Source organism: Streptomyces sp. NPDC096040 (assembly GCF_040303265.1).
In the GTDB taxonomy this organism is placed as follows: Bacteria; Actinomycetota; Actinomycetes; order Streptomycetales; family Streptomycetaceae; genus Streptomyces.
Genome location: NZ_JBEOTA010000007.1, coordinates 284,729 through 309,314, shown reverse-complemented (window position 1 = coordinate 309,314; position 24,586 = coordinate 284,729). Strand labels below are relative to the sequence as shown.

The following is a 24,586-nucleotide window of genomic DNA, read 5'->3' as shown; positions in this document are numbered from 1 at the left end:
GAGGACCGTACTCGGGGGAGCCCGTCTGCCTGGATCAGAACCCCGCGACGGGATTTTTCAGGGTTCCGACCAGCTGGAGGGCGCCCGACGGGTCCGCCAGGTCCACCATCTGCCTGTTGTCGCGCAGCTGGAGCCGGTTGAGGCAGGACAGCGCGAACTCGGGCGCGAACATGTCGTACTGCGCGAACCTGTCGGCGAGTTCGGGCGCCGACTCCTGGTACTCACGGGTGACCTCGGCGACCGTCCGCCAGAAGTCGTCCTCCTCCAGGACCCCTTCGGCCGCGAGGTTCGCCGCGAGGAAGCGGAAGAAGCAGTCGAAGACATCCGTGAAGACGGAGAGGAGTTTCTTGTCCTCGGGGACCTCGACGCGCAGCCGCTCGACCGTCGGCGGCAGCACCGCGTCCGGGTCCATGACCGCGATCTCCTCGGCGATGTCCTTGTAGACCGCCCGCTGGACCACGCCGTCCTTCAGGACCAGGATGACATTCTCGCCGTGCGGCATGAACACCAGGTCGTAGGCGTAGAAGCTGTGCAGGAGCGGGGTGAAGTAGGCCTTCAGATAGGCCCGCAGCCAGTCCTTCGGGGTCAGTCCGCTCCGCTCGATCAGCGCGGCCGCGAAGGACGCGCCCTCGTGGTCCACATGGAGCAGGGAGGCCATCGTCGCGAGCGACTCGCCCTCCTGGAGGGACGGCACCGGGCTCTCCCGCCAGAGCGCGGCCAGCATCTTCCGGTACGGCGAGTAGCGGTCGGTCGCCTGCTCGTACTCCAGGTGCCGGTAGCCCACGGCCGCCCGCTCCCGGATGATCGACAGTCCGGTGGACCTGAGCACCGGGTCGTTGTCGATGAGCTGGGCCAGCCAGTCGTTGATCGCCGGGGTGGCCTCCATGTAGGCGGCCGAAAGGCCGCGCATGAAGCCCATGTTGAGGACCGACAGGGCGGTCTTCACGTAGTGCTTCTCGGGGTGGCTGCTGTTGAAGAAGGTCCGGATGGACTGCTGGGCCAGGTACTCGTCGTCGCCCTCGCCCAGGCACACCAGGTGACCGCGCGCGATCTCGGCGGCGAAGGTGACGGTGAGCTTGTTCCACCACTGCCAGGGGTGGACCGGGATGAAGAGGTAGTCGGCGGGATCCAGGCCCCGGTCGCGCAGGACACCGTGGAAGCGCTCGACGGTCTCCTCGCCCAGCTCGTCGCGTACGAAGGACTCGTACTCGATGCCGACCCCCGCGGTGAACGCGGCGCGCGAGGTGTGGGCCGCCAGCCAGACCAGCCGGACCGGGCTCGCGGTCTCGGGGGCGTACGACAGGTACTCGTGGATGCCGAAGCCGAGCCGGCCGTTGTTGGCGACGAAGCAGGGGTGGCCCTCGGTCATCCCGGTCTCGATCGCCTGGAAACCGGCCCGCGCCAGCTCGGCGGCCGGTATCTGCGGCTTGGTGAGCTTGTAGCAGGTGCCGGAGAGGGTGGAGGAGATCTCCTCCAGATAGACCGGCAGGATCTCGTCGCCAAGGCCCAGGGACTTCTTCAGCTCGATGAAGAAGTCGAGTGCGGCGAGGGGGAGTTCGACCCCGTCGCGGGCCCGGCTGATGGAGTCGGCGTCCACCTGCCAGTGGTCCAGGGCGCGACGGACGGCGGTGAAGCGGTAGCGGGTGAGCCCGTCGTCGCTGCGGACGACGTAACCGGTCCCCTCCTCCTCCGGGGTGATCAGGCGCTCGTGGGCGAACTCCGCCAGCGCCTTGCGTATCAGGAGCCGGTTGGCCTTCTCCCAGCGCTCCGACGAGAGATGGGCGACCGTGTCCGCGAGGGTCATACGGACACCGCCTTCTCGAACTGCTCCCGGGTGCAGAAGCTCAGCAACGCCTTCTTCTCCGGCTTCTGCACCTCGCGTACGGGCACGAACCCGACGGCCTCGTTCAGCGCGTGCACGGCCGTGTTGCGCACATCCGGCTCGACGACGATCCGCCGGGTCGCGGGGTCCTCGAAGAGGTGGGCCACCACGGCCGTGATGACCGCCTTGGTGAAGCCGTGTACGGGCGTGTCGGTGGCCGGGGCCAGGAAGTGCATCCCGACGTCCCCCGGCTCGGGCTCGTACAGCCCGGCCAGCTCGCGGTGGGCGGGGTCGTACCGCTCCATCAGGAAGGCGGGCTCACCGTCCTCGCCGAGCCCCAGCAGCGCGTGGTGGTGCTCGTCGGCGGCGATCTCCATGTACGCCCGCTCGACGTCCTCCAGTTTCGCGTCCTGCATCATCCAGTAGGCCGCCTTGGGGTGCGTCACCCAGCGGTGCAGGAGCTCGGCGTCCTTGAGGGGGTCGAGGGGGCGGAAGGTGAACGTCGTGGTCATCGTGCTCATATCGCGAACTCCTGGAAGGCGATGGTCTTCTCCACCGGGTAGTACTCGGAACCGAGCAGCTCGCGGATGATGTACGCGTTCCGGTAGGGGCCCATGCCCAGGTCGGGGCTGGTGATGCTGTGGGTGTGGACGCTGGCGTTCTGCAGGAACACACCCCGGCCGGTGACGTCGACGGCGTAGTTGCGGGCCACGTCGAAGTTGCCGTGGGTGTCGTAGCGCAGTCGGTCCCGTACGGGCTTGAGGAACTCGGGCTCGGCGTACCTGTAGCCGGTGGCCAGGACCAGACCCTGGGTCTCGATCTCGTAGTCCTTGCCCTGCTCCTCCTGGCGGAGGGAGAGGGTGTAGGTGCCGTTGTCGTAGGCGGACGCGTTCAGCGAGGAGTTGGTGAGCAGCCGGGTGGGGACCGGCCCGCCGAGGCTCTTCTGGTAGAGCAGGTCGAAGATCTCGTTGATCAGGTCGCCGTCGATCCCCTTGAACAGGCCCTTCTGCTCGGCGGTGAGCCGGTAGCGGGTCTGCTCGGGCAGGGCGTGGTAGTAGTCGATGTACTCGGGGCTGGTCATCTCCAGCGTGAGCTTGGTGTATTCGAGGGGGAAGAAGCGCGGGGAGCGGGTCACCCAGTTCAGCCGGTAGCCGTGGACGTCGATCTCGCCGAGCAGGTCGTGGTAGATCTCGGCGGCGGACTGGCCGCTGCCGACCAGCGTGATCGACTCCTTCGACTGGAGCACCTCGCGGTGGCGCAGGTACTGCGAGGTGTGGATGAAGTCGCCGCCCAGGCCCTGGCAGGCCTCCGGGATGTGCGGCGGGGTGCCGGTGCCGAGGACCAGACGGCGGGCGCGGTAGGTGTCACCGGCGGCCGTGGAGACGACGTACAGGCCGTCGTCGTACCGGACGTCGGTCACGGTCGTGCCGAAGCGGACGTTGGTCAGTTTGTTCGCGGCCCAGCGGCAGTAGTCGTCGTACTCGACCCGCAGCGGATAGAAGTTCTCGCGGATGTAGAACGAGTACAGCCGGCCCTTCTCCTTCAGGTAGTTGAGGAAGGAGTACGGCGAGGTGGGGTCCGCCAGGGTGACCAGGTCCGACATGAACGGGGTCTGGAGGTGGGCGCCGTCGAGGAACATCCCCGCGTGCCACTCGAAGTCGGGCTTCGAGTCCAGGAAGACACCGTCCAGTTCGGCGATCGGCTCGGTCAGACAGGCGAGGCCGAGGTTGAAGGGACCGAGCCCGATACCCACGAAGTCATGGGCTTTCGACGTGCTTTCAGGACGCGCGGTCAAGGGACTCTCCTCCCAGGTACTGCTCGGCGTGGCCGGCGATCAGGTCGAGGACGGCGGCGATGTCGGCCGTCGTGGTCCCGGGATTGAGCAGGGTGAACTTGAGGTGGTGGCGGCCGCCGACCTTGGTGCCCGCGACCACGGCGTCGCCGGAGGCGAACAGGGCCTTACGGGCGTACAGGTTGGCGCGGTCGATCTCGGTCGGGTCGGTGACGGCCGCCGGGATGTAACGGAAGACGAGGGTGGACAGGGTCGGCTCGACGACCACGTCGAAGCGCGGGTCGGCGGCGAGCAGCTTCCAGCCCTCCGCCGCCAGGTCGCAGACCTCGTCGAAGAGTTCGCCGATGCCGTCGGCGCCCATGGTGCGCAGGGTCATCCACAGCTTGAGGGCGTCGAAGCGGCGGGTGGTCTGCAGGGACTTGTCGACCTGGTTGGGGATGCGCTCGGTGACCATCCGGCGCGGGTTGAGGTACTCCGCGTGGTAGGTGGCGTGGCGCAGGGTGGAAGCGTCCCGGACCAGCAGGGCGGACGAACTCACCGGCTGGAAGAAGGACTTGTGGTAGTCGACGGTGACCGAGTCCGCGCGCTCGATGCCGGCGATCCGGTCCCGGTGCTTCAGGGAGGCGAGCAGACCGCAGCCGTAGGCCGCGTCCACGTGCATCCAGACGCCGTACTGCTCGCACAGCTCGGCGATCTCCGGCAGCGGGTCGATGGAGCCGAAGTCGGTGGTGCCGGCGGTGGCGACGACCGCCATGGGGATGAGGCCGTCACGACGGCAGCGCTCCAGCTCATGGGCGAGGGCGACGGTGTGCATCCGCTTGTCCTGGCCGACGGGGACGGAGACCACCGCGTCCTGGCCGAGGCCGAGCAGTTTCGCCGACTTCCTCACGCTGAAGTGGCTGACCTCGGAGGCGAGGATCCGCAGTTCGGCCAGACTGTCGGTCTTCGCCTCCTCGCGGGCCAGCAGCAGCGCCTGGAGGTTGGACTGGGTGCCGCCCGAGGTGAACACACCGTCGGCGGCCTCGCCGAGGCCGATACGGGCGGTCGTCCAGTCGATCAGTTTCCGCTCGATGAGGGTGCCGCCGGCCGACTGGTCCCAGGTGTCCAGGGAGGAGTTGACCGCGGTGAGCACCGCCTCGCCGAGCACCGCCGGGATGACCACCGGGCAGTTGAGGTGGGCGAGGTAGCGGGGGTGGTGGAAGTAGACGGCGTCCCGGAGGTAGACATCCTCCAGCTCGTCCAGGACCGCGGTGGTGTCGTGCAGCGGCTGGTCGAGGTCGATGCCGTCGATGAGCGGGGAGAGGGCGTCGACGGTGACACCCGTGAACGGCCGGTCGGTGGTGGCGAGTTTGGCCGCCACCCGCTCTACTCCTTCGGTCACGGAGCGGCGGTAGTGCTCCGCGGTGAGGTCATTGAGCAGGTGCGAGCGCATAGGGGGGTCCTCCGGGGACGATCCGGGCGGGGGAGGGGAGTGGAACTCTCGGAAACTTAGGTTAGCCTAACCTGAGTAACGCGTGGAAACGCTGCCCGTCCATGACAGCCGTCACTTCGGCCGCGCAACTACTCGCCTGCGGCCCGGAGCTGCTCCTCCGTCAGGCCCCGCCGCCAGTAGCCGACGAAGGTGACGCGGCGCCGGTCCACCCCGCGCTCCCCGACGAAGTGCCGGCGCAGCTCCTTCACCCGCCCGGACTCACCGGCGACCCAGACGTACGGGCGTTCCGCGGGCGGGAGTTGGGCGTGGCGAAGCGTTTCCATGGACGTGCCGCCCACTGCCCACTCGATCTCCGCGTCGGCGAGGGTCACCACGTCCTGGACGTCCCCGGCGTGCGGCACCTCCAGCCAGGCGCGGACCCGGGTGCCTGCGGGGAGGGATTCGAGGATGGCGGTCGCCGCGGGTACGGCGGTCTCGTCGCCCCAGATCAGCACGAGATCGGTGTCCTCGGGCGGCCGGAAGCGGATCGCCCGGTTGTCGGCGACCGCCGGGCCGAGCAGGACCACCCGGTCCCCGGCGGCGGCCCGCGACGCCCAGCGGGACGCGGGCCCGGCGGGGGTGGCTGCGTCCGGCCCGACGCCGTGCAGCGCGAAGTCGATGTCGACCTCGTCCGGGTCGCGGCGCAGTTCCCGGAGCGTGTACGAGCGCATCACGGCCCGTACGTCGTCCGGGAGTTCACGCCAGCCCTGCCACCAGCTGTCGCCCAGCTCGATGGGCACGGCGGGCTCGGTGTGCCCCTCGGCGGGGATGAACAAGGACAGGGACTGATCGCGTCCGTGGGAGTGGAAGTGCTCCAGATCGGCGCCGCCGAAGGTGACCCGGACCAGAGACGGACCGAGCCGCCTCGTCCGTACGACCTGGAGGGAGAAGAAACGGAACGGGGCGGCTACGGCCGTCGTCATATGAGCTCCTGACACTCAGGAAGTCGTGTGGACGTGCTGGGTCTGCCTGGGGGTCAGCTGACCTTCTTCGCCGTCTCCAGCGCCTTGGCGAGGTTCTCCACCATCGCGACGCACTTGTCGTAGGAGAAGATCGGCTCGGGGGAACGGGCGATGACCTGGCCGGCCTTGACCGCGGGGAGCTTCTTCCAGGTGGCCTCGGTGATGTCGGCCGGCTGGATGGCCGCCGAACGGTCGTCCATCATGATCACGTCGGCCTTGTACTTGTCGACGTTCTCCCAGCTCAGATCCTCGTACCAGCCGCCGCTCGCCTTCAGCACGGACGCCGACGGCTCGACGAAGTTCACCCCGAGGGCCTTGAAGTACTCCAGGTCCACCGAGAGGTTGGTGCCGGAGACGTAGAACAGGTCCTGGGCGGCCGAGCCGGCCACCACCTTGATGTCGGGGTGTGCCTTGGCGGCGGCGCGCAGCCGGGAGGACGCCTCCTCGAAGCGCTTCTTGGCGTCCGTGACCTTGCTCGCCGTCATGTCCGCGCCGAGCGACTCGGCGAGGGCCCAGACGCGCTGGAGCGGGACGGTCAACTGGCGGTCGTAGGCGGAGATGCCGACGCTCGGGGCCAGTTCGGCGATCTTGTCCTTGGACTCGTCCGGGACGTACCAGAGGGTGCCGGCGCCGTCGAACATCGTGGTGATGAGGACCTCGGGGGCGAGGGCCGCGTACTTCTCGACGTTGAACTGGCCCCAGGTGTTGCCGAGGACGGTCACCTTGCTGATGTCCATGTCGCCGGCCTGGACATCTGCCTTGCCGTCCTTGGTCTTCGTCGGACCGAACACGCCCTTGACGTCGATGCCGTAGTCGTACAGCGCGGCGGCGACGCCGGTGAACGCGACGATGTTCGTCGGGACCTTGTCCAGCTTCACGGTCGTGCCGCGGTCGTCCTTGAAGGTCCAGGGACCGGACTTGGCGGCCGTCGTCCCCTTGTCGGAGGCCCCACCGCTTTTCGCGTCGTCGTCCCCGCAGGCGGCGAGCACGGCACCGAGGCCGAGGGCGCCACCGGCGGCGAGGATGCCGCGGCGGGTGAGGCGGGCTGCTCTGACGTTGGACATAGGTGTGGCTGCTTTCGGACGTGCGGAAACACCGCCGGACAAGTCGTGGATTAGGTTAGCCTAACCTCACGAGCTGTCCAGTGCCCGGAGCGCATGCAGAGGGCGTTCAGCGGGTACCTCGGGTGGTCAGGAGGTCGCCACCATGACGGACGCCGCACACGCCACCGCCGTACCCGACTGGGTGCTGGAGTTCATGAAGGCCATCGACACCCTGGAGTTCGGGGACGGTTTCGCACCGCTCACCGAGGACACCGAGATGTACTTCGGCACCGCGCACCTCCACGGTGCCGAAGCCATCAAGGAGTTCTTCGTCAAGATCGACGGACCGCTGGACATCGCCCACGAGGTCCTGGAGTTCTGGACCGCGGGCGACGGTGTCCGACTGCTGCGCGGCGAGGCGACCATGGCGAAGAAGAGCGAACCGGACCAGGTGGTCCGTGCTCCCTTCATGCACATCTTCTACCTCGACCGCGAGGACCCGGTGCGCATCCGCACGCTCCGCATCACCGCGGGCCCGCTCCAGACCGACGCGGTGCTGTGATCCGGCCCGGGCCGCCTCAGCCCACCAGCCCCAGCTCCCGCGCGATCAGCATCCGCTGGACCTCGCTCGTGCCCTCGCCGATCTCCAGGATCTTGGAGTCGCGCCACATGCGGGCCACCGGGTACTCGTTCATGAAGCCGTAGCCGCCGTGGACCTGGGTGGCGTCGCGGGCGTTGTCCACGGCGATGGTGGAGGAGTACAGCTTGGCGAGGGCCGCCTCCTTCTTGAAGGGGTCCCCGGCGACCAGTCGCGACGCCGCGTCCCGCCAGGCCAGCCGGGCCGTGTGGGCCTTCATCTCCATGTCGGCGATCTTGAACTGGATGGCCTGGTTGGCGCCGATCGGGCGGCCGAAGGCGTGGCGTTCCTTCGCGTAGCGCACCGACTCGTCGACGCAGCCCTGGGCCAGTCCGGTGGCGAGGGCCGCGATGGCGATCCGGCCCTCGTCCAGGATGCGCAGGAACTGGGCGTAGCCGCGGCCCTCCTCGCCGAGGAGGTTGGCGGACGGGACCCGGACGTCGGCGAAGGACAGCTCACGCGTGTCCGAGGCGTTCCAGCCGACCTTCGAGTAGGGCGCGGCGACCGTGAAGCCCGGCGTGCCCGAGGGGACGATGATCGAGGAGATCAGCGGCTTGCCGTCGGGCTTGCGGCCGGTCACGGCGGTGACGGTCACCAGACCCGTGATGTCCGTGCCCGAGTTGGTGATGAAGCACTTGGTGCCGTTGATCACCCATTCGTCGGTGGCGGGGTCCAGCCGGGCCGTCGTACGGGTCGCGCCCGCGTCGCTGCCCCCGTCGGGTTCCGTCAGTCCGAAGGCGCCCAGGATCTCGCCCGCGCACAGGCGGGGCAGCCACTCCCGCTTCTGCTCCTCCGTGCCGAAGAGATGCAGCGGCATCGCGCCCAGCGAGACCCCGGCCTCCAGGGTGATCGCCACCGACGAGTCGACCCGGGCCAGTTCCTCCAGGGCGATACCGAGCGCGAGATAGTCGCCGCCCATCCCGCCGTACTCCTCGGGGAACGGCAGTCCGAACAGGCCCATGCGGCCCATCTCGCGGACGATCTCGTACGGGAACTCGTGCCGTTCGTAGAAGTCGCCGATCTTCGGCGCCACGACGTCGTGCGCGAACTCCTCCACCGTGCGGCGGAGTTCTTCCAGTTCGGGGGAGAGGCGGTGGTCCATGGTCGTCACTCCTGGTGGGAGAGGGCGCGGACGGTACGGGACGGGCTGGGTCGGCCCAGTTGTTCGGCCATCCACACGCTGGTGGCGGTGAGTTTGCCGAGGTCGACTCCGGTCTCGATGCCGAGGCCCTGGAGCATCCAGACCAGGTCCTCGGTGGCGAGGTTGCCGGTGGCGGACTTGGCGTACGGGCAGCCGCCGAGCCCGCCGGCGGACGCGTCGACCGTCGTCACGCCGTGTTCCAGGGCCGCGTAGGTGTTGGCGAGCGCCTGGCCGTAGGTGTCGTGGAAGTGCACGCCGATGACGTTCGTCGGCACGCCTTCCTCGTTCAGCAAAGAGAGCAGTTCGAGGACATGACCGGGGGTGGCCACGCCGATCGTGTCGCCGAGGCTCAGCTCGTCGCAGCCCATGTCCCGCAGCGCCCTGCAGACGCGGACCACCTGGTGGAGCGGGACGGCGCCCTCCCAGGGGTCGCCGAAGCACATCGACACATAACCGCGGACGTGCGCGTCGGCGTCCTTCGCCTGGCGCACCACCGGGTCGAAGACCGCGAGGGACTCGTCCACCGTGCGGTTGAGATTGGCCTTGGCGAAGGACTCGGTGGCGCTGGCGAAGACGGCGACCCGGCGGGCGCCGAGAGCGAGCGCCCGGTCCAGGCCGCGCTGGTTGGGCACGAGGACCGGAAGCTCGGCCCCGAGATCGGTGACGAGGGGGAACAGCTGCTCCGCGTCGGCCAGTTGGGGCACCCACTTGGGGTGGACGAAGCTGGTCGCCTCGATCGTCCTCAGTCCCGCGTCGGCCAGGCGGTGGATGAACTCGGCCTTGACCTCGGTCGGCACGGTCGACTTCTCGTTCTGCAACCCGTCGCGCGCGCCGACCTCGTGGATGCGTACCCGCGCGGGCAGATCCGTCGCCGGTACGACCATGGGAAGCGGCATGGGGAGCGTCATTTCTCCTCCTCGTGCGGGGCGATCACGGCCAGCACCTGGTCCATGGCGACCGTGGCGCCCGGTTTCACATCGAGCTCGGCGACCGTGCCGGCGTGCGGGGCGGAGATGACGTGCTCCATCTTCATCGCCTCCACCACCAGCAGGCTCTGCCCGGCGGTGACCTCGTCGCCGACGGCGACCTTCACCACCGTCACCGTGCCGGGCATGGGCGCGGTGAGGGAGTCGGCACCGGCGTGGGCGGTGCGGTTGAGGGACGCGGCGACCGGGTCGTGGTCGCGCACCTGCCAGGCGTCGCCGTCGCGGCCGATCCAGTCGGCGGCGCGGTGGAAGGTGTGGCGGACTCCGTCCAGGGTGACCGACACGCGGTCCACCGTGACCGAGTGGGTGCCGCGCGGGACGTACTCCACCGGCTCCTGCACCCGGAGGTGGAAACCGACCGGCTTGGGCCTGCCGCCGAGCCGCCAGCCGCTCGGCACGGAGAACGGATCCGTCCAGCCCACACCGGCGACGGGCTTCAGCGCCTCCAGGCGTACGGCCGCCGCCGCCTCGTACACCTCGTCCGGTACGTCGGTGGAGACCAGCTCGTCCACCACCCGCTCCACCAGCCCGGTGTCCAACTCACCCGCCACCACCGCCGGATGGCCGAGCAGCCGGCGCAGGAACCCGGCGTTGGTCTGCACGCCCAGCGTGACCGTCTCCGCGAGGGCCCCGCGCAGCTTCCGGAGCGCGGTCTCCCGGTCCGGGCCGTAGGCGATCACCTTGGACAGCATCGGGTCGTAGCGGCTGCCGACCTCGGTGCCCTCGCTGAGACCGGAGTCGGTGCGGATGCCGTCGCCATCAGGCTCCCGCAGAAGGACTACCGTGCCGCCGGTGGGCAGGAAGCCGCGCGCGGGGTCTTCGGCGCAGATCCGGGCCTCCACCGCGTGCCCGGTCAGCCGTACGTCCTGCTGCCCGAAGGACAACGGCTCGCCGGCCGCCACCCGCAGCTGCCACTCCACCAGATCGAGGCCGGTGACGAGTTCGGTCACCGGGTGCTCCACCTGGAGGCGGGTGTTCATCTCCATGAAGTAGTACGACGAAGGGTCACCGCCCGGCACGATGAACTCCACCGTCCCCGCGCCCCGGTACCCGCACGAGCGCGCCGCCTGCACCGCCGCCTCGCCCATCGCGGCCCGCGTCCCCTCGCCCAGCAGGACCGACGGCGCCTCCTCGATCACCTTCTGGTGCCGGCGCTGCAACGAGCACTCGCGCTCGCCCAGATGCACCACGTTCCCGTGCCCGTCGGCCAGCACCTGGATCTCGATGTGCCGGGGCCGGTCGACCCACCGCTCGACGAGCAGGGTGTCGTCGCCGAAGGAGGCGCGGGCCTCGCGGCGGGCGGCGGCGATCTCCTCGTCCAGCAGGGTCAGATCCCGCACCAGCCGCATGCCCTTGCCACCCCCGCCGGCCGAGGGCTTCAGCAGCACAGGTGCGCCCAACGCGCGGGCGGCCTCCGCGAGTTCGGGATCACGACCACCCGGCACCACCGGGACACCGGCCGCGCTCACCGTCTCCTTCGCGCGGATCTTGTCGCCCATCAGCGCGATCGCGTCCGCGGGCGGGCCGATGAAGACCAGCCCCGCCTCCTCGCAGGCACGCGCGAACCCGGCGTTCTCGGCGAGGAAGCCGTACCCGGGGTGGACCGCCTGGGCACCGCTCGCGGCGGCCGCCGCCAGCAGCCGCTGCGCCGACAGATAGCTCTCGCCCGCCGGCGCCGGACCGAGCCGTACCGCCGTGTCGGCCTCCCGGACGTGCCGTGCGTCCGCGTCGGCGTCGGAGTACACCGCCACCGAGCGCACGCCCAGAGACCGCAGCGTACGGATGACCCGGACGGCGATCTCGCCCCGGTTGGCCACGAGTACGGTGTCGAACACGAGTCCCCTCCTCACATCCGGAAGACGCCGAACTGGGGGTCGCCCAGCGGCGCGTTGCCACAGGCCGTCAGAGCGAGGCCCAGCACCTGGCGGGTTTCCAGGGGGTCGATGACCCCGTCGTCCCAGAGCCGGGCGGTCGCGTAGTAGGCGTTCCCCTGGTGTTCGTACTGCGCGCGGACGGGCGCCTTGAAGGCCTCTTCGTCCTCGGCCGGCCAGGACTCCCCGCGCGCCTCCAGCTGGTCCCGCTTCACCGTCGCGAGGACCGACGCGGCCTGCTCGCCGCCCATCACCGAGATCTTGGCGTTCGGCCACATCCACAGGAAGCGGGGGGAGTAGGCCCGGCCGCACATGGAGTAGTTCCCGGCGCCGTACGATCCGCCGACGACGACGGTCAGCTTCGGGACCCGGGTGCACGCCACCGCCGTCACCATCTTCGCGCCGTGCTTGGCGATGCCGCCGGCCTCGTAGTCCCTGCCCACCATGAAGCCGGAGATGTTCTGCAGGAACACCAGCGGGATCCCGCGCTGGTCGCACAGCTCGATGAAGTGGGCGCCCTTCTGGGCGGACTCGGAGAAGAGGATGCCGTTGTTGCCGACGATCCCGACGGGATGGCCGTGGATCCGGGCGAAGCCGGTGACCAGGGTCTGCCCGAACTCGCTCTTGAACTCGGCGAAACGGGAGCCGTCCGTGATCCGGGCGATGATCTCGCGGACGTCGTAGGGAGTGCGGGAGTCGACGGGGACGGCGCCGTACAGGCCGTAGGGGTCGACCTTCGGCTCGACCACCGGGGCGACCTCCCAGGGCAGGTCGCGGCGGGCGGGGAGGGTGGCGACGATGTTCCGCACGATCCGCAGGGCGTGCGCGTCGTCCTCGGCGAGGTGGTCGGTGACGCCGGAGACGCGGGAGTGGACCTCGCCGCCGCCCAGCTCCTCCGCCGTGACCACCTCACCGGTGGCCGCCTTCACCAGCGGCGGGCCACCGAGGAAGATCGTCCCCTGGTTGCGGACGATCACCGCCTCGTCGCTCATCGCCGGTACATAGGCGCCACCGGCGGTGCACGAGCCGAGGACGGCCGCGATCTGCGGGATCCCCGCTCCCGACATCCGGGCCTGGTTGTAGAAGATCCGCCCGAAGTGGTCGCGGTCCGGGAAGACCTCGTCCTGCATGGGGAGGAAGGCGCCGCCGGAGTCCACGAGGTAGAGGCAGGGGAGCCGGTTGTCGAGAGCCACCTCCTGCGCCCGCAGGTGCTTCTTCACGGTCATCGGGTAGTACGTGCCGCCCTTGACCGTGGCGTCATTGGCGACGACCACGCACTCGCGTCCGCTGACCCGTCCGATCCCGGCGATCACGCCGGCCGCCGGGGCCGCCCCGTCGTACATCCCCTCGGCGGCCAGCGGGGCCAGCTCCAGGAACGGCGACCCGGGGTCGAGCAGCGCGTCCACCCGGTCCCTGGGCAGCAGCTTTCCGCGCGCGGTGTGCCGGGCGCGGGCCTTCTCGCCGCCGCCGAGCGCGGCCGCGGCGAGCTTGGTGCGCAGCTCCTCGACGAGGACGCGGTGCGCGTCCTCGTTGGCCCGAAAGGCCTCCGAGGCGGGGTCTGCCGCGCTCGTCAGCTCCGGTGCCTGGTCCATGCCGCGATCCCCTCACCTTGTTAATGAGCGTTAACGCATTTCCCTCAGGTTAACGACCGCTAACCGCCCTGTCTAGAATTGCCTTCATGGTCACGAGAACCGACGCCCCGACCCGTCGCGAGCAGATCCTCAAGGAGGCTGCCCGGCTGTTCGCCGAGCGCGGCTTCCACGGTGTCGGCGTGGACGAGATAGGCGCCGCGGTCGGCATCAGCGGGCCCGGTCTCTACCGGCACTTCGCGGGCAAGGACGCGATGCTCGCGGAGCTGCTTGTCGGAATCAGCGGGCAGCTCCTGACGGGCGCGAAGCGCCGCCTGGCGGAGGCCGACGGGGACAGGGTGCCCTCGGCGGTCCTGGACTCCCTCATCGAGGGCCATATCGACTTCGCCCTCGACGACCGCCCACTGATCACCCTGCACGACAGGGAGCTGGACCGCTTGCGCGAGAGCGACCGCAAGCTGGTACGACAGCTGCAGCGGCAGTACGTCGAACTGTGGGTGGAGGTCCTGCGCGAGGTCTACCCCACCCTGCCGGAACCCGCTGCCCGCTCGGCCGTCCACTCGGTCTTCGGCCTCCTCAACTCGACCCCGCACCTGGGCCGGCCGGGCTCCCTGCCGGGGCGGGGGGCGACGGCGGTGCTGCTGCACCGGATGGCACGGGGTGCGTTCGAGGCGGCGGCGGACGGCGGCTGAGCCGAGGCGCGGGGCGGTGTCGGACCGTGTCGCTACGCTGCGGCCATGGGCATGGACTACGTGAAGATGCGTGCGATCGCCGAGGAGCTCGACGCCTTCGCGGAGCGGCTCGAAGGGGCCTGGAGCGTCGAGATCGGGCCGTCCGGTCCGGTACTGGATCCGTGCAAGGGCCGCTGCATCCGCAAGGACCCGTATATCTACGGGGACTCGGTACCGTTCGGCCCCTGGACGGTGGAGACCTCCGCCTTCCGCCGCTACGGCAAGGCCGGTGACTGACCCCCGGCCCACCCGTGCCGTACCGGTGGGCAAGGTCACCCTGGACGCCTGAACGTACTCGCCGGTACCTTAGAATCTGAGCAAGCGCTTAGACATACCGAAGCCGGTGGAGGTGGCGGCCGTGCGCCGTACGTTGTTCAACGAGGATCACGAGGCGTTCCGGGAGACCCTCCGCGCCTTCATCGAAGCCGAGGTCGTACCCGTGTACGACGAGTGGTTCGCGGCCGGCCAGGCGCCCCGCGACTTCTACTACAAGCTCGCCGAGCTGGGCGTCTTCGGTATCCGTGTCGACGAGGAGTACGGCGGCGCCGGCATCGACTCCTACAAGTTCGAGGCCGTCCTGTACGAGGAGACCGCCCGCGCCGGCGTCTCCTTCGGCGGTTCCGGCGTCCACGTGCTGCTCGGCCTGCCCTACATAAAGCTGCTCGCCACCGAGGAGCAGAAGAAGCGCTACCTGCCGAAGTTCGTCTCCGGCGAGGAGATGTGGGCCATCGCGATGACCGAGCCGGGCACCGGCTCCGACCTCGCGGGCATGAAGACCACCGCCAAGCTCAGCGAGGACGGCACGCACTACGTCCTCAACGGCGCCAAGACCTTCATCACCGGTGGCGTCCACGCCGACCGCATGATCGTCTGCGCCCGCACCTCCGCGCCCACCAAGGAGGACCGCCGTCACGGCATCTCCCTGTTCGTGGTGGACACCAAGGCCGAGGGCTACTCGGTGGGCCGCAAGCTCGACAAGCTGGGCCTGAAGACCTCCGACACCGCCGAGCTCGCGTTCGTCGACGTCAAGGTGCCGGTCGAGGACCTCCTCGGCGAGGAGAACAAGGGCTTCTACTACCTCGGCCACAACCTCGCCTCCGAGCGCTGGGGCATCGCCTTCGGCGCCTACGCGCAGGCCAAGGCCGCCGTCCGGTTCGCCAAGGAGTACGTGCAGCAGCGCGTCGTCTTCGGCCAGCCCGTCGCCGCCTTCCAGAACACCAAGTTCGAGCTGGCCGCCTGCCAGGCCGAGGTGGACGCGGCCGAGGCCGTCGTCGACCGCGCCACGGAGGCCCTCGACGCCGGTGAGCTGACCCCGGCCGAGGCCGCCAGCGCCAAGCTGTTCACCACCGAGGTCGCCCACCGTGTGATCGACCGCTGCCTCCAGCTGCACGGCGGCTACGGCTTCATGAACGAGTACCCGATCGCCCGCCTGTACGCGGACAACCGCGTCAACCGCATCTACGGCGGTACCAGCGAGATCATGAAGACGATCATCGCGAAGGACATGGGTCTGTAAGGTCCACGTAATTACCGGACAGTAGAAAAGGTGCCATGAACGAGGCACTGAATGATCTCCTCGATCTGCTCGACCTGGAGCAGATCGAGGAGAACATCTTCCGCGGCCAGTCCCGGTCCGCCGTCGTCCCGCGTGTGTTCGGCGGGCAGGTCGCGGCCCAGGCGCTGGTCGCCGCCGGGCGCACGGTCCCGGCGGACCGGCACGCCCACTCGCTGCACGCGTACTTCCTGCGCGCCGGCGACCCGGGCGCGCCCATCGTCTACAACGTCGAGCGGATCCGCGACGGCCGCTCCTTCACCACCCGGCGCGCGGTCGCCGTCCAGCACGGCAGGCCGATCTTCGCGCTCTCGGCGTCCTTCCAAACGTACGAGGACGGCCTCGACCACCAGACCCCGATGCCGCCCGCGCCCGACCCGGAGACCCTGCCCACCTCGGCGCAGCGGCTGCGCGGCTACGACCATCTGCCGCCCGCCGTCGTGGAGAAGTTCCTGGAGGCCCGCGAGGCGATCGACCTGCGCTACGTCGAAGAGCCGCCGTACGGGAAGTTCGGCGAGCCGCGTGAGCCGCACAGCCAGGTGTGGTTCCGGACCGACGGCAAGCTCGACGACGACCCGCTGCTGCACGTCGTCCTCGCGACCTACGTCTCCGACATGACCCTGCTCGACTCCGTCCTGCTCGCGCACGGCCGCGGCGGCTGGGCCGTCGGGGACGTGGTGGGGGCCTCGCTGGACCACGCCATGTGGTTCCACCGGCCGTTCCGCGCCGACGAGTGGCTGCTCTACGACCAGGAGTCCCCGTCGGCGTACGGGGGCCGCGGGCTCGGCCAGGCGCGGATCTACACCCAGGACGGTTCACTGGCCATTTCCGTGATCCAGGAGGGTGTCGTCCGCGTCCCCCGGTAGAACTGGGGCATGTCCCAAGCCGAACAGAGTGGCGGCGAGAGCACCGTCACGGTGATCGTCGCCGCCGTCGCCAACCTCGGGATCGCCCTCGCCAAGGTGGTCGCCGGGGTGATCAGCGGGTCCAGCGCGATGCTCTCCGAGGCGGCGCACTCGGTCGCCGACACCATCACCGAGCTGCTGCTGCTCACCGCGCTCAAACGCAGCGAGAAACCCGCCGACGAGGAACACCCGCTCGGCTACGGCCCCGAGCGGTACATCTGGGCCATGCTGGCCGCCGTCGCCACCTTCGTCGGCGGCGCGGTCTTCTCCTTCTACGACGGCGTCCACACCCTGGCCGCGGGCGAGGAGCTCGGCGACCCGCTGGTGTCGTACATCGTCCTCGCGGTCGCCTTCGTCCTCGAGGGGTTCTCCCTGCGCACGGGGCTCAAGCAGGTGTACGGGGAGGCGGCCCGGTCCCGGGTGCCGTTCATGCGGTATCTGCGGCGCACCCCCGACACCGCCGTGAAGGCCGTGGTGATGGAGGACTCGGCCGCGCTCGTCGGCCTGGTGCTCGCCGCGGGCGGTCTGCTCGGCGGGCAGCTCACCGGCTCCGGCGTCTGGGACGGCCTCGCCTCCCTGCTCATCGGCCTGCTCCTGCTGTACGTCGCCTGGGTGCTGGGCCGGTCGAACGCCGAGTTCCTCATCGGGCGGCCGCTGCCGAGGCCCGTGCGGGAGCGGATCCGGGCGGAACTGCTGAAGTCCGAGCACATGGTGGCCGTACTGGAGCTGACCACTCTGGTGCAGGGCCCGCAGGAGGCGCTGGTCGCCGCCAAGGTGGACTTCCGGGACGTGTCGACGGCGGCCGAGGTCGAGTGGGCCTGCGAACGGGCCGAGCAGCGGCTGCGGGCCGCGTTCCCCATGATCGGCCGTGTCTACCTGGATCCCACCCCGGGGCCCGGGACCTCGGTCGATCACGGTCGGTGAACACTCGAAGTGCCGGGCGACCTGTCCGAGATTAAGCTCTATGAGTGAAATGCCGCACAGTGCATGTGCCGCATAGCGGACGTGCCGCGTAGCGGACGTAAGTCCGGCAGAAAGGTATTTCCCATGCGAGTACAGCGCGCGAGGCGCATCGCCGCGATGTCCGCCGCCGGCCTGCTGCTGGCCGGTGGGGCCGCGATCGGCGCCGCGGGTACCGCCTCGGCGGCCCCCGCCTCCCACCAGAACGTGGTCGCCGGCGGTTACGGCTGCAACTCCCGGTTCGGCGGGTTCTACAACAACTGCCGTTACGGCGGCTACGGGTACTACCCCGTCGCGGTCGTCCCCGTCGTGGTCGTCCCCGCATACGGCTACGGCTACGGCTACGGCGGCTTCGGGTTCGGCGGGTTCTGAGCCACCGACCAGGCGCAGACAGACCAGGGATTCAGGATCTAGGACCAGGCCACGAGGTGCGGTTCCCCTCCCCGGGGGGCCGCACCTCGCCCGGTCCGGCCCGGGTTACGCCAGTCCCGCTTCCGCCAGCAGGTACGCGGTCATCGGGTCGTAGTACCGCGGGCTGAGCACATGGTCGTCGAGCGGTACGGCCACCTGGAGGGTGCCCTCCGCCTCGGCGAGGAACAGCGCCGGGTCGTTGCAGTCGGCGTATCCGACGGAGTCCAGGCCCACCTGCGCCGCGTACCCGGCCCAGCCGTGGTCGGCGACGACCAGGTCGGGCAGCGGACGTTCCTCGCGCTCGAGCCCGTCCAGGATGGCCTTCATCGGGTCACCGGAGTGGGTGTGCCACAGCGTCGCCCCGTGCTCGAGGACGGCCACGTCGGCGAACTGCATGACGTATCCCTCGTCCGTCTGCAGCAAGTCCGGGATGACCACGATCTCGCAGCCGGCGGTGCGCAGCGCGGCCGCCGTCGCCCGGTGCACATCCAGCAGGCCGCCCGGGTGCCCGGTCGCGAACAGCACCCGCTGCCGGCCCTCGGCCGCCTTGCGCAGCCGTGCCGCCAGCCGGTTCAGGCCGTCCACGGTCAGCTCGGGGTCGATGGTGTCCTGGCCGTACCGGTACTCGGGGTCGTCGTTCACCCCGACCCGCTCGGCCATCACGGCCAGCACGTCCTGCTCGTCGGTCCAGCGGTCGCCGAGTTCAAGTCCCAGCCACCAGTTGCGCTCGCCGTTGGCCAGCTTGCGGTAGTGGAGCAGGTTGTTCTCGCGGGGCGTGGCGACATCGCCCGCGATACGGGTCTTCACAAGGTGCTCGACGAGCTCGGCGCGGCTGGGTGTCCCGGGTATCGGCATGCCCTCCATTGTGAGGCAGGGCGCTGTGCGATTCCCCTGCGTGTCGCCCGCTGGGACGTGGGTCACTCAGTCCTGTCCGAGCGCGAACCACAGCTCCATCCGGACGTCCGGGTCGTCGAGTTCGGCATCGAGCAGTGCCGCGCAGCGGGCGATGCGCTGTCGCACGGTGTTGCGGTGGACGGACAGCGCCACCGCCGTACGGTCCCAACTGCCGTGCAGGGAGAGCCAGGTGCGCAGGGTCCCGGCGAGGGCGGGCTGTGCGGCGAGGGGTGCGAGGAGGGCGCGGGCGTGCGCTCGCGCCTTGTCCCTGGGAACCAGGTCGTCGAGGCCGGGGCGGGCGCCGTGCCGGGCCAGCGGGGCGCGCATCGCGCGGGCGCGGGCCAGGGCGCGGCCGGCCTGGGTGTCGGCGGCGGCCCACTCGGACGGCTCGACGGCCGCGCTCACCCCGAGCGTCCAGCCAGGCTGCGGCTCCGGTTCCCGGGCCGCGGGGACGAGGAGCCGTACGACGTCGGGCCCCAGGTCGAGCAGCGCGGACCCGAGGGCCGCGCCGAGTGCGGAGGCGGCGACCGCTTCCGGTGCCCCCGGCGCCTCCGGCCGTGCGTGTACGACCAGCCAGCGGCCCTCGCCCAGGAGCGGCGCCACCTCCGACGGGCGCGCGCCCAGCAGCAGGCGTACCAGCGCGGAGGAGCGGGCCGCGCCCGCCGTGCTCTGCTGCTCGCCGGTGAGCAGGGTCAGCAGGACCGCCGCCACCGAGGCGATCGTGTGGTCGCCGGGTTCGCGGCCCGGGGCGGCGACACCGAGGACGAAGCCCTGCCCGGTGCCGAGGGCGTAGGCGGCGAGGTGGGTGCCGGCGGTGGCATGGGTGGCGGAGGTGGGTGTTCCGGGGCCCGACGGCCGTACGACCTCGGCCAGCTCGGCCAGGGACGCGCGTACCGGCTCCTCGGTCGTGCGGCCCGCCGATGCGATCTCCGTGCCCTCCGGACCGTACAGCGCCGCCCGGCCGCCGAGCCGGATCGCCAGCTGGCGCAGCACCGAGGGGACCGGGTCGGGGCGGGCGGCGGCGGCCGCGAGGCTCTGCTGGGCCTCCGTGACCCGGCGCAGCTCGGCGAGGCGGGCCTGCGCCATCAGCTGCCACACCGCACGGGCGACGGCGGAGAAGGTGGTCTGCGGCGGCACCTCGACGAGCGGGAGGTCGTACGCCTCGCAGGCCGCGACCAGGGCGCGCGGCACCGTGTCGTGCACCGGAGCCACCCCGAAGCCGAGGGCGGCGCCGCCCGCCGCCACGATCCGTGACACATAGTCGTCGAAGTAGGTGCCCGAACCCGCCGCGTCCGGGATGTGCACCCCGGCCGTCAGCAGCAGCTCCCCGCCCAGCAGGTACGGGTACGGGTCGGCCATCTCCGAGGTGTGCACCCAGTGGACGACCAGGGACGGGTCGGACGGCCCGGCGATCTGGCGCAGGGCGAGGTCCTCACGGGCCATGAGGGCCGCCAGGGGCACCGGGGGCGTGGGGGGAACAGCGGGGTCCGGCATGGTGTGCGTTCCCTCCATCCCGTGGGGCTCGAATGGATGAAACGTACACTTCGCAGTCGCTTTCCGGCCACCTAGTGTCGGTGACCGTCACCCACCGGCGAGACCCCCAGTGAAGGAGGGCCCTGTGGCCGTCGACTACGCAGTGATCGTGATCTATCTGGCCGGCATGCTGGCGATGGGCTGGTGGGGCATGCGCCGCGCCAGGTCCAAGAGCGAGTTCCTGGTGGCGGGCCGCCGCCTGGGCCCCGCCATGTACTCCGGCACCATGGCCGCGATCGTCCTCGGCGGCGCGTCCACCATCGGCGGTGTGGGCCTCGGCTACCGGTACGGCCTCTCCGGCGCCTGGATGGTCTTCACCATCGGCCTCGGACTGCTCGCCCTTTCGGTCTTCTTCTCGGCCCGGATCGCCCGCCTCAAGGTGTACACGGTCTCCGAGATGCTGGATCTGCGGTACGGCGGCCGGGCGGGCGTGATCTCGGGCGTCGTGATGTGGGCCTACACGCTGATGCTCGCCGTCACCTCCACCATCGCGTACGCCACGATCTTCGACGTCCTCTTCGACATGAACCGGACGGTCGCGATCGTCATCGGCGGCTCGATCGTCGTCGCCTACTCGACGCTCGGCGGCATGTGGTCGATCACGCTGACGGACATGGTGCAGTTCGTCGTCAAGACGATCGGCGTGCTGCTTCTGCTCCTGCCCATCGCGGTGGTCAAGGCGGGCGGCTTCTCCGAGATGAAGGCCGAGCTGCCGACGTCGTACTTCGACCCGCTGGGCATAGGCGGCGAGACGATCTTCACCTACGTGCTGATCTACACGTTCGGGATGCTCATCGGGCAGGACATCTGGCAGCGCGTGTTCACGGCCCGGGGCGACCGGACGGCGAAGTGGGGCGGCACGGTCGCCGGCACCTACTGCCTGGTGTACGCCCTCGCCGGTGCCGTGATCGGTACGGCCGCCAAGGTGCTGTACCCGAAGCTGGGCAGCCCGGACGACGCCTTCGCGACCATCGTCAAGGACGAACTCCCCATCGGCGTGCGGGGTTTGGTGCTGGCCGCCGCGCTCGCCGCCGTGATGTCGACGTCCTCCGGCGCGCTGATCGCCTGCGCGACCGTCGCCAACAACGACATCTGGTCGCGGATCCGCGGAAGGGCCAGGTCCGGCGACCATGACGAGGTGCGGGGCAACCGCGTCTTCATCCTGATCATGGGCGTCGGGGTGATCGGCACGGCCATCGCGCTCAACAACGTCGTCGAGGCGCTGACCGTCGCCTACAACCTGCTCGTCGCCGGCCTCCTCGTCCCCATCCTCGGCGGACTGCTCTGGAAGCGCGGCACGGTCCAGGGCGCCCTCGCCGCCGTGACCGTCGGCGGCCTCGCGGTGATCGGCCTGATGGCGGGCTACGGCATCCTCGCCAACGAGCCCGTCTACTACGGCCTCCTCTCCTCCCTGGCCGCGTATGTCGCCGTCTCGCTGGCGACGAAGCCCACCGACGCGGCCGTGCTGGCCAACTGGCGGGAACGGCTCGCGGGCCGCGGTGCTCCCGAACTCGTGTCCGAACCGGTCCCGGCCGCCCAGTAAAGTCGTAGACAGAAGCAGTACATACGCGACCAAGCGTAGGAAAGAAGGCATTCCGTCATGAGCAGCAACGAGACGCCCCGCGGCCCCGTCGACTCCTCCCGCATCCCGCGGTACGCCGGTCCCGCGACCTTCGCCCGGCTGCCCCGCCTCGACGAGGTCGGCACCGCCGACGTCGCGGTCGTGGGCGTGCCGTTCGACTCCGGTGTCTCGTATCGGCCGGGCGCCCGCTTCGGCGGCAACGCCATCCGCGAGGCGTCCCGGCTGCTGCGCCCCTACAACCCGGCGCAGGACGCGTCCCCGTTCGCGCTGGCGCAGGTCGCGGACGGCGGGGACATCGCGGTGAACCCGTTCAACATCAACGAAGCGGTCGAGACGATCGAGGCGGCGGCCGACGACCTCCTCGGCACCGGCGCCCGCCTGATGACCCTGGGCGGCGACCACACCATCGCCCTGCCGCTGCTGCGCTCGGTGGCCAAGAAGCACGGCCCGGTCGCCCTCCTCCACTTCGACGCCCATCTCGACACCTGGGACACCTACTTCGGCGCCGAGTACACGCACGGCACCCCGTTCCGCCGGGCGGTCGAGGAAGGCATCCTCGACACTTCGGCCCTCTCCCACGTCGGCACCCGCGGCCCGCTGTACGGCAAGCAGGACCTCACCGACGACGAGAAGATGGGCTTCGGCATCGTGACCTCGGCGGACATCTACCGCCGGGGCGCCGACGAGGTGGCCGACCAGCTGCGCCAGCGCATCGGCGACCGCCCGCTGTACATCTCGATCGACATCGACTGTCTGGACCCCGCCCACGCTCCCGGCACCGGCACGCCGGAAGCGGGTGGTATGACCTCCAGGGAGCTGCTGGAGATCCTGCGCGGACTCTCCTCCTGCAACCTCGTCTCGGCGGACGTCGTCGAGGTGGCCCCCGCGTACGACCACGCGGAGATCACGTCGGTGGCGGCCTCGCACACGGCGTACGAACTGACCACGATCATGACCCGACAGATTGCCGAGGCTCGTTCGAAGTGACCCACGACCACGACCTGGTACTCCGCCCGACGGAGGCGCAGACAGCCGCCGCCCTGAACCCTCCCGCCGGCCGCAACGGCGGGGACCTGGTCGTGGAGACGCTGGCAGGGCTCGGCGCGACGACGGTCTTCGGCCTCCCCGGCCAGCACGCCCTCGGCATGTTCGACGCCCTGCGCCGCTCGTCCCTCCGGTATGTCGGCCTGCGGGTGGAGAACAACGCGGGCTTCGCGGCGGACGCCTACGGCAGGATCACCGGCGAGGCGGCCCCGCTGCTGCTGTCGACGGGCCCCGGCGCGCTGACGTCGCTGGCCGCGCTCCAGGAGGCGGCCTCGGCCTCCGCGCCCGTGCTGGCGATCAGCAGCCAGATCCCGACGGCCGGCCTGGGCGGCGGCAGGCACGGGTATCTGCACGAACTGCCCGACCAGGCGGCCTCCTTCCGGGGCGTGGTGAAGTCGGTCCACACGGTCCGCACCCAGTCGCAGATCCCGTCGGCGCTCGCGGCGGCCTGGAAGTCGGCCCTTTCCGCCCCGCACGGCCCGGTGTGGGTGGAGATCCCGCAGGACGTGCTGCTGTCCGCGACGCCGATCCCGGTGGTGACGGCGATGGACGCGACCCCGGACGAGCTGCCACCGCGCCCCGAACTGACCGCTGTGGCCGCCCACTTGCTCTCACACGCCACCCGGCCGGCGATCATCGCGGGCGGGGGAGTGGTACGGGCGGACGCGTCGGGCAAGCTGAGGCAGCTGGCCGAGACGCTGAACGCCCCGGTCGTCACCACCTTCGGCGGCAAGGGCGCCTTCCCCTGGAACCACCCGCTCTCCCTCCAGTCCTGGCTGGAGGACCGCCACACCACGGACTTCCTGGAGGACGCGGACGTCCTCCTGGTCGTGGGCTCGGGCCTGGGCGAACTCTCCTCGAACTACCACACGTTCAAGCCACGGGGCCGGGTCGTCCAGATCGAGGCGGACCTCGGCAAGCTGGAGTCCAACCACCCGGCACTGGGCATCCACGCGGACGCCCGGCCGGCGCTCCAGGCCCTGCTGGAAACGGTGTCGCCCCGCGAGGACGACACGGCGGCCGACCGGGTAAGGGACCTGCTGTCCCGCGTCTCGGAGCGCATCACCGCCCAGGAACTCACCCTGGAACAGGACGTGTTGGCGTCGGTCCGGCGCGCCCTCCCGGCCGGCTCCCCGTCCTTCTGGGACATGACGATCCTGTCCTACTGGGCATGGTCGGCGTTCGACGCCCAGGCTCCGAACCTCATGCACTCGGCCCAGGGCGCCGGCGGCCTCGGCTACGGCTTCCCGGCGGCGCTCGGCGCGGCCGCGGCCGACCCGACCCGCCCGGTCCTCGCGGTGTCCGGCGACGGCGGCGCCCTCTACTCCATCGCGGAACTGGCGACGGCGAGGCAGCACGACCTCCCGGTCACCTGGCTCATCGTGGACGACGGCGGCTACGGCATCCTGCGCGAGTACATGACGGACACCTTCGGCGAGCCCACGGCGACGGAACTGACCCGCCCCGACTACGTCGCCCTGGCGGAGTCCTTCGGCGTCCCCGGCGTCCGCACCACGCCCGAAACCCTGGAGACGGACCTGGCGAAGGCCCTGTCCACACCCGGCCCTTCGGTGGTGGTGCTCCCGGCGCTGCTACGGATGTTCGCGCCGACGCATCTGGGCTGAGTACCCGTCCGGCGGAGGCGGTCCCGCGCTCCGGA

General features: G+C 70.4%; 22 protein-coding genes. 10 read left to right on the top strand and 12 right to left on the bottom strand.

Annotated features, from left to right (window positions below; translation table 11 throughout):
* Positions 1-34: 34 nt before the first annotated feature.
* The 6 genes from ABTY98_RS11995 to ABTY98_RS11970 form a co-directional block, all read right to left on the bottom strand.
* Complete coding sequence (locus ABTY98_RS11995; RefSeq protein WP_352220750.1) at positions 35-1,804, bottom strand: IucA/IucC family protein; 1,770 nt, start codon at positions 1,802-1,804, stop codon at positions 35-37.
* The gene (locus tag ABTY98_RS11990) at positions 1,801-2,343 is read right to left on the bottom strand and encodes a GNAT family N-acetyltransferase (RefSeq protein WP_352220749.1); all 543 of its coding nucleotides are present in this window, start codon (positions 2,341-2,343) and stop codon (positions 1,801-1,803) included. The genes ABTY98_RS11995 and ABTY98_RS11990 overlap by 4 nt, the downstream gene beginning before the upstream one ends.
* A complete protein-coding gene (locus tag ABTY98_RS11985) occupies positions 2,340-3,617 on the bottom strand; it encodes a lysine N(6)-hydroxylase/L-ornithine N(5)-oxygenase family protein (RefSeq protein ID WP_352220748.1) in 1,278 nt (425 codons plus the stop codon). Before ABTY98_RS11985 ends, ABTY98_RS11990 begins: the two co-directional genes overlap by 4 nt.
* A complete protein-coding gene (gene desA / locus ABTY98_RS11980) occupies positions 3,601-5,046 on the bottom strand; it encodes a lysine decarboxylase DesA (RefSeq protein ID WP_352220747.1) in 1,446 nt (481 codons plus the stop codon). The genes ABTY98_RS11985 and desA overlap by 17 nt, the downstream gene beginning before the upstream one ends.
* A 128-nt stretch (positions 5,047-5,174) precedes the next feature.
* A complete protein-coding gene (locus tag ABTY98_RS11975; protein ID WP_352220746.1) occupies positions 5,175-6,008 on the bottom strand; it encodes a siderophore-interacting protein in 834 nt (277 codons plus the stop codon).
* A 53-nt stretch (positions 6,009-6,061) separates the two neighbouring features.
* Positions 6,062-7,111: an ABC transporter substrate-binding protein gene (locus tag ABTY98_RS11970; protein WP_352220745.1), complete on the bottom strand. Its 1,050-nt coding sequence runs from the start codon at positions 7,109-7,111 to the stop codon at positions 6,062-6,064.
* A gap of 142 nt (positions 7,112-7,253) precedes the next feature.
* On the opposite strand from ABTY98_RS11970, the gene ABTY98_RS11965 reads away from it, so the two are divergent.
* Entirely contained in the window at positions 7,254-7,652 is a 399-nt protein-coding gene (locus ABTY98_RS11965; RefSeq protein WP_352220744.1) for a nuclear transport factor 2-like protein, read from the top strand.
* Between the two features lie 16 nt (positions 7,653-7,668).
* On the opposite strand, the gene ABTY98_RS11960 is transcribed toward ABTY98_RS11965, so the two are convergent.
* From ABTY98_RS11960 to ABTY98_RS11945, 4 genes are read right to left on the bottom strand one after another with little or no spacing between them, the layout of a single operon-like run.
* Entirely contained in the window at positions 7,669-8,829 is a 1,161-nt protein-coding gene (locus ABTY98_RS11960) for an acyl-CoA dehydrogenase family protein (RefSeq protein ID WP_352220743.1), read from the bottom strand.
* Between the two features lie 5 nt (positions 8,830-8,834).
* Positions 8,835-9,776 carry a hydroxymethylglutaryl-CoA lyase gene (locus ABTY98_RS11955; RefSeq protein ID WP_352220742.1) on the bottom strand — a complete coding sequence of 314 codons (942 nt, stop codon included), beginning with the start codon at positions 9,774-9,776 and terminating at the stop codon, positions 8,835-8,837.
* Positions 9,773-11,689: an acetyl/propionyl/methylcrotonyl-CoA carboxylase subunit alpha gene (locus ABTY98_RS11950; RefSeq protein ID WP_352220741.1), complete on the bottom strand. Its 1,917-nt coding sequence runs from the start codon at positions 11,687-11,689 to the stop codon at positions 9,773-9,775. Before ABTY98_RS11950 ends, ABTY98_RS11955 begins: the two co-directional genes overlap by 4 nt.
* 11 nt (positions 11,690-11,700) lie before the next feature.
* A complete protein-coding gene (locus ABTY98_RS11945) occupies positions 11,701-13,317 on the bottom strand; it encodes a carboxyl transferase domain-containing protein (protein ID WP_352220740.1) in 1,617 nt (538 codons plus the stop codon).
* A gap of 86 nt (positions 13,318-13,403) precedes the next feature.
* Here ABTY98_RS11945 and ABTY98_RS11940 point away from each other — a divergent pair, with 86 nt between their 5' ends.
* From ABTY98_RS11940 to ABTY98_RS11915, 6 genes are all read left to right on the top strand, one after another.
* Entirely contained in the window at positions 13,404-14,006 is a 603-nt protein-coding gene (locus ABTY98_RS11940; protein WP_352220739.1) for an SACE_7040 family transcriptional regulator, read from the top strand.
* A gap of 45 nt (positions 14,007-14,051) precedes the next feature.
* Positions 14,052-14,282 carry a hypothetical protein gene (locus tag ABTY98_RS11935; protein ID WP_502994200.1) on the top strand — a complete coding sequence of 77 codons (231 nt, stop codon included), beginning with the start codon at positions 14,052-14,054 and terminating at the stop codon, positions 14,280-14,282.
* Between the two features lie 121 nt (positions 14,283-14,403).
* Positions 14,404-15,561 carry an acyl-CoA dehydrogenase family protein gene (locus ABTY98_RS11930; RefSeq protein ID WP_352220738.1) on the top strand — a complete coding sequence of 386 codons (1,158 nt, stop codon included), beginning with the start codon at positions 14,404-14,406 and terminating at the stop codon, positions 15,559-15,561.
* A gap of 35 nt (positions 15,562-15,596) precedes the next feature.
* The gene (gene tesB / locus ABTY98_RS11925; protein ID WP_352220737.1) at positions 15,597-16,463 is read left to right on the top strand and encodes an acyl-CoA thioesterase II; all 867 of its coding nucleotides are present in this window, start codon (positions 15,597-15,599) and stop codon (positions 16,461-16,463) included.
* A 9-nt stretch (positions 16,464-16,472) separates the two neighbouring features.
* Entirely contained in the window at positions 16,473-17,426 is a 954-nt protein-coding gene (locus tag ABTY98_RS11920) for a cation diffusion facilitator family transporter (RefSeq protein WP_352220736.1), read from the top strand.
* Between the two features lie 123 nt (positions 17,427-17,549).
* On the top strand, positions 17,550-17,834 hold the full coding sequence (locus ABTY98_RS11915) for a hypothetical protein (protein WP_352220735.1): 285 nt from the start codon (positions 17,550-17,552) through the stop codon (positions 17,832-17,834).
* Positions 17,835-17,939: 105 nt separating this feature from the next.
* On the opposite strand, the gene ABTY98_RS11910 is transcribed toward ABTY98_RS11915, so the two are convergent.
* Together ABTY98_RS11910 and ABTY98_RS11905 are read right to left on the bottom strand one after the other, a co-directional pair.
* Positions 17,940-18,728: a phosphatase gene (locus ABTY98_RS11910; protein WP_352220734.1), complete on the bottom strand. Its 789-nt coding sequence runs from the start codon at positions 18,726-18,728 to the stop codon at positions 17,940-17,942.
* Between the two features lie 66 nt (positions 18,729-18,794).
* The gene (locus tag ABTY98_RS11905) at positions 18,795-20,261 is read right to left on the bottom strand and encodes a PucR family transcriptional regulator (RefSeq protein ID WP_352220733.1); all 1,467 of its coding nucleotides are present in this window, start codon (positions 20,259-20,261) and stop codon (positions 18,795-18,797) included.
* Positions 20,262-20,385: 124 nt separating this feature from the next.
* Between ABTY98_RS11905 and ABTY98_RS11900 the strand changes: the two genes are divergently transcribed.
* From ABTY98_RS11900 to ABTY98_RS11890, 3 genes are read left to right on the top strand one after another with little or no spacing between them, the layout of a single operon-like run.
* Entirely contained in the window at positions 20,386-21,843 is a 1,458-nt protein-coding gene (locus tag ABTY98_RS11900; RefSeq protein WP_352220732.1) for a sodium:solute symporter family protein, read from the top strand.
* 57 nt (positions 21,844-21,900) lie between these two features.
* Positions 21,901-22,869, top strand: a complete 969-nt coding sequence (speB, locus tag ABTY98_RS11895; protein ID WP_352220731.1) for an agmatinase — start codon at positions 21,901-21,903, stop codon at positions 22,867-22,869.
* Positions 22,866-24,551 carry a thiamine pyrophosphate-binding protein gene (locus tag ABTY98_RS11890; RefSeq protein WP_352220730.1) on the top strand — a complete coding sequence of 562 codons (1,686 nt, stop codon included), beginning with the start codon at positions 22,866-22,868 and terminating at the stop codon, positions 24,549-24,551. Before speB ends, ABTY98_RS11890 begins: the two co-directional genes overlap by 4 nt.
* The last annotated feature ends 35 nt before the right edge of the window (positions 24,552-24,586 follow it).

What these genes read in the sequence shown, in the direction of transcription:
- ABTY98_RS11995 (WP_352220750.1), bottom strand. Translation starts at nt 1,804, where the DNA reads ATGACCCTCGCGGACACGGTCGCCCATCTCTCGTCGGAGCGCTGGGAG.
- ABTY98_RS11990 (WP_352220749.1), bottom strand. Translation starts at nt 2,343, where the DNA reads ATGAGCACGATGACCACGACGTTCACCTTCCGCCCCCTCGACCCCCTC.
- desA (WP_352220747.1), bottom strand. Translation starts at nt 5,046, where the DNA reads ATGCGCTCGCACCTGCTCAATGACCTCACCGCGGAGCACTACCGCCGC.
- ABTY98_RS11975 (WP_352220746.1), bottom strand. Translation starts at nt 6,008, where the DNA reads ATGACGACGGCCGTAGCCGCCCCGTTCCGTTTCTTCTCCCTCCAGGTC.
- ABTY98_RS11970 (WP_352220745.1), bottom strand. Translation starts at nt 7,111, where the DNA reads ATGTCCAACGTCAGAGCAGCCCGCCTCACCCGCCGCGGCATCCTCGCC.
- ABTY98_RS11965 (WP_352220744.1), top strand. Translation starts at nt 7,254, where the DNA reads ATGACGGACGCCGCACACGCCACCGCCGTACCCGACTGGGTGCTGGAG.
- ABTY98_RS11960 (WP_352220743.1), bottom strand. Translation starts at nt 8,829, where the DNA reads ATGGACCACCGCCTCTCCCCCGAACTGGAAGAACTCCGCCGCACGGTG.
- ABTY98_RS11955 (WP_352220742.1), bottom strand. Translation starts at nt 9,776, where the DNA reads ATGACGCTCCCCATGCCGCTTCCCATGGTCGTACCGGCGACGGATCTG.
- ABTY98_RS11945 (WP_352220740.1), bottom strand. Translation starts at nt 13,317, where the DNA reads ATGGACCAGGCACCGGAGCTGACGAGCGCGGCAGACCCCGCCTCGGAG.
- ABTY98_RS11940 (WP_352220739.1), top strand. Translation starts at nt 13,404, where the DNA reads ATGGTCACGAGAACCGACGCCCCGACCCGTCGCGAGCAGATCCTCAAG.
- ABTY98_RS11935 (WP_502994200.1), top strand. Translation starts at nt 14,052, where the DNA reads ATGGGCATGGACTACGTGAAGATGCGTGCGATCGCCGAGGAGCTCGAC.
- tesB (WP_352220737.1), top strand. Translation starts at nt 15,597, where the DNA reads ATGAACGAGGCACTGAATGATCTCCTCGATCTGCTCGACCTGGAGCAG.
- ABTY98_RS11920 (WP_352220736.1), top strand. Translation starts at nt 16,473, where the DNA reads ATGTCCCAAGCCGAACAGAGTGGCGGCGAGAGCACCGTCACGGTGATC.
- ABTY98_RS11915 (WP_352220735.1), top strand. Translation starts at nt 17,550, where the DNA reads ATGCGAGTACAGCGCGCGAGGCGCATCGCCGCGATGTCCGCCGCCGGC.
- ABTY98_RS11910 (WP_352220734.1), bottom strand. Translation starts at nt 18,728, where the DNA reads ATGCCGATACCCGGGACACCCAGCCGCGCCGAGCTCGTCGAGCACCTT.
- ABTY98_RS11905 (WP_352220733.1), bottom strand. Translation starts at nt 20,261, where the DNA reads ATGCCGGACCCCGCTGTTCCCCCCACGCCCCCGGTGCCCCTGGCGGCC.
- speB (WP_352220731.1), top strand. Translation starts at nt 21,901, where the DNA reads ATGAGCAGCAACGAGACGCCCCGCGGCCCCGTCGACTCCTCCCGCATC.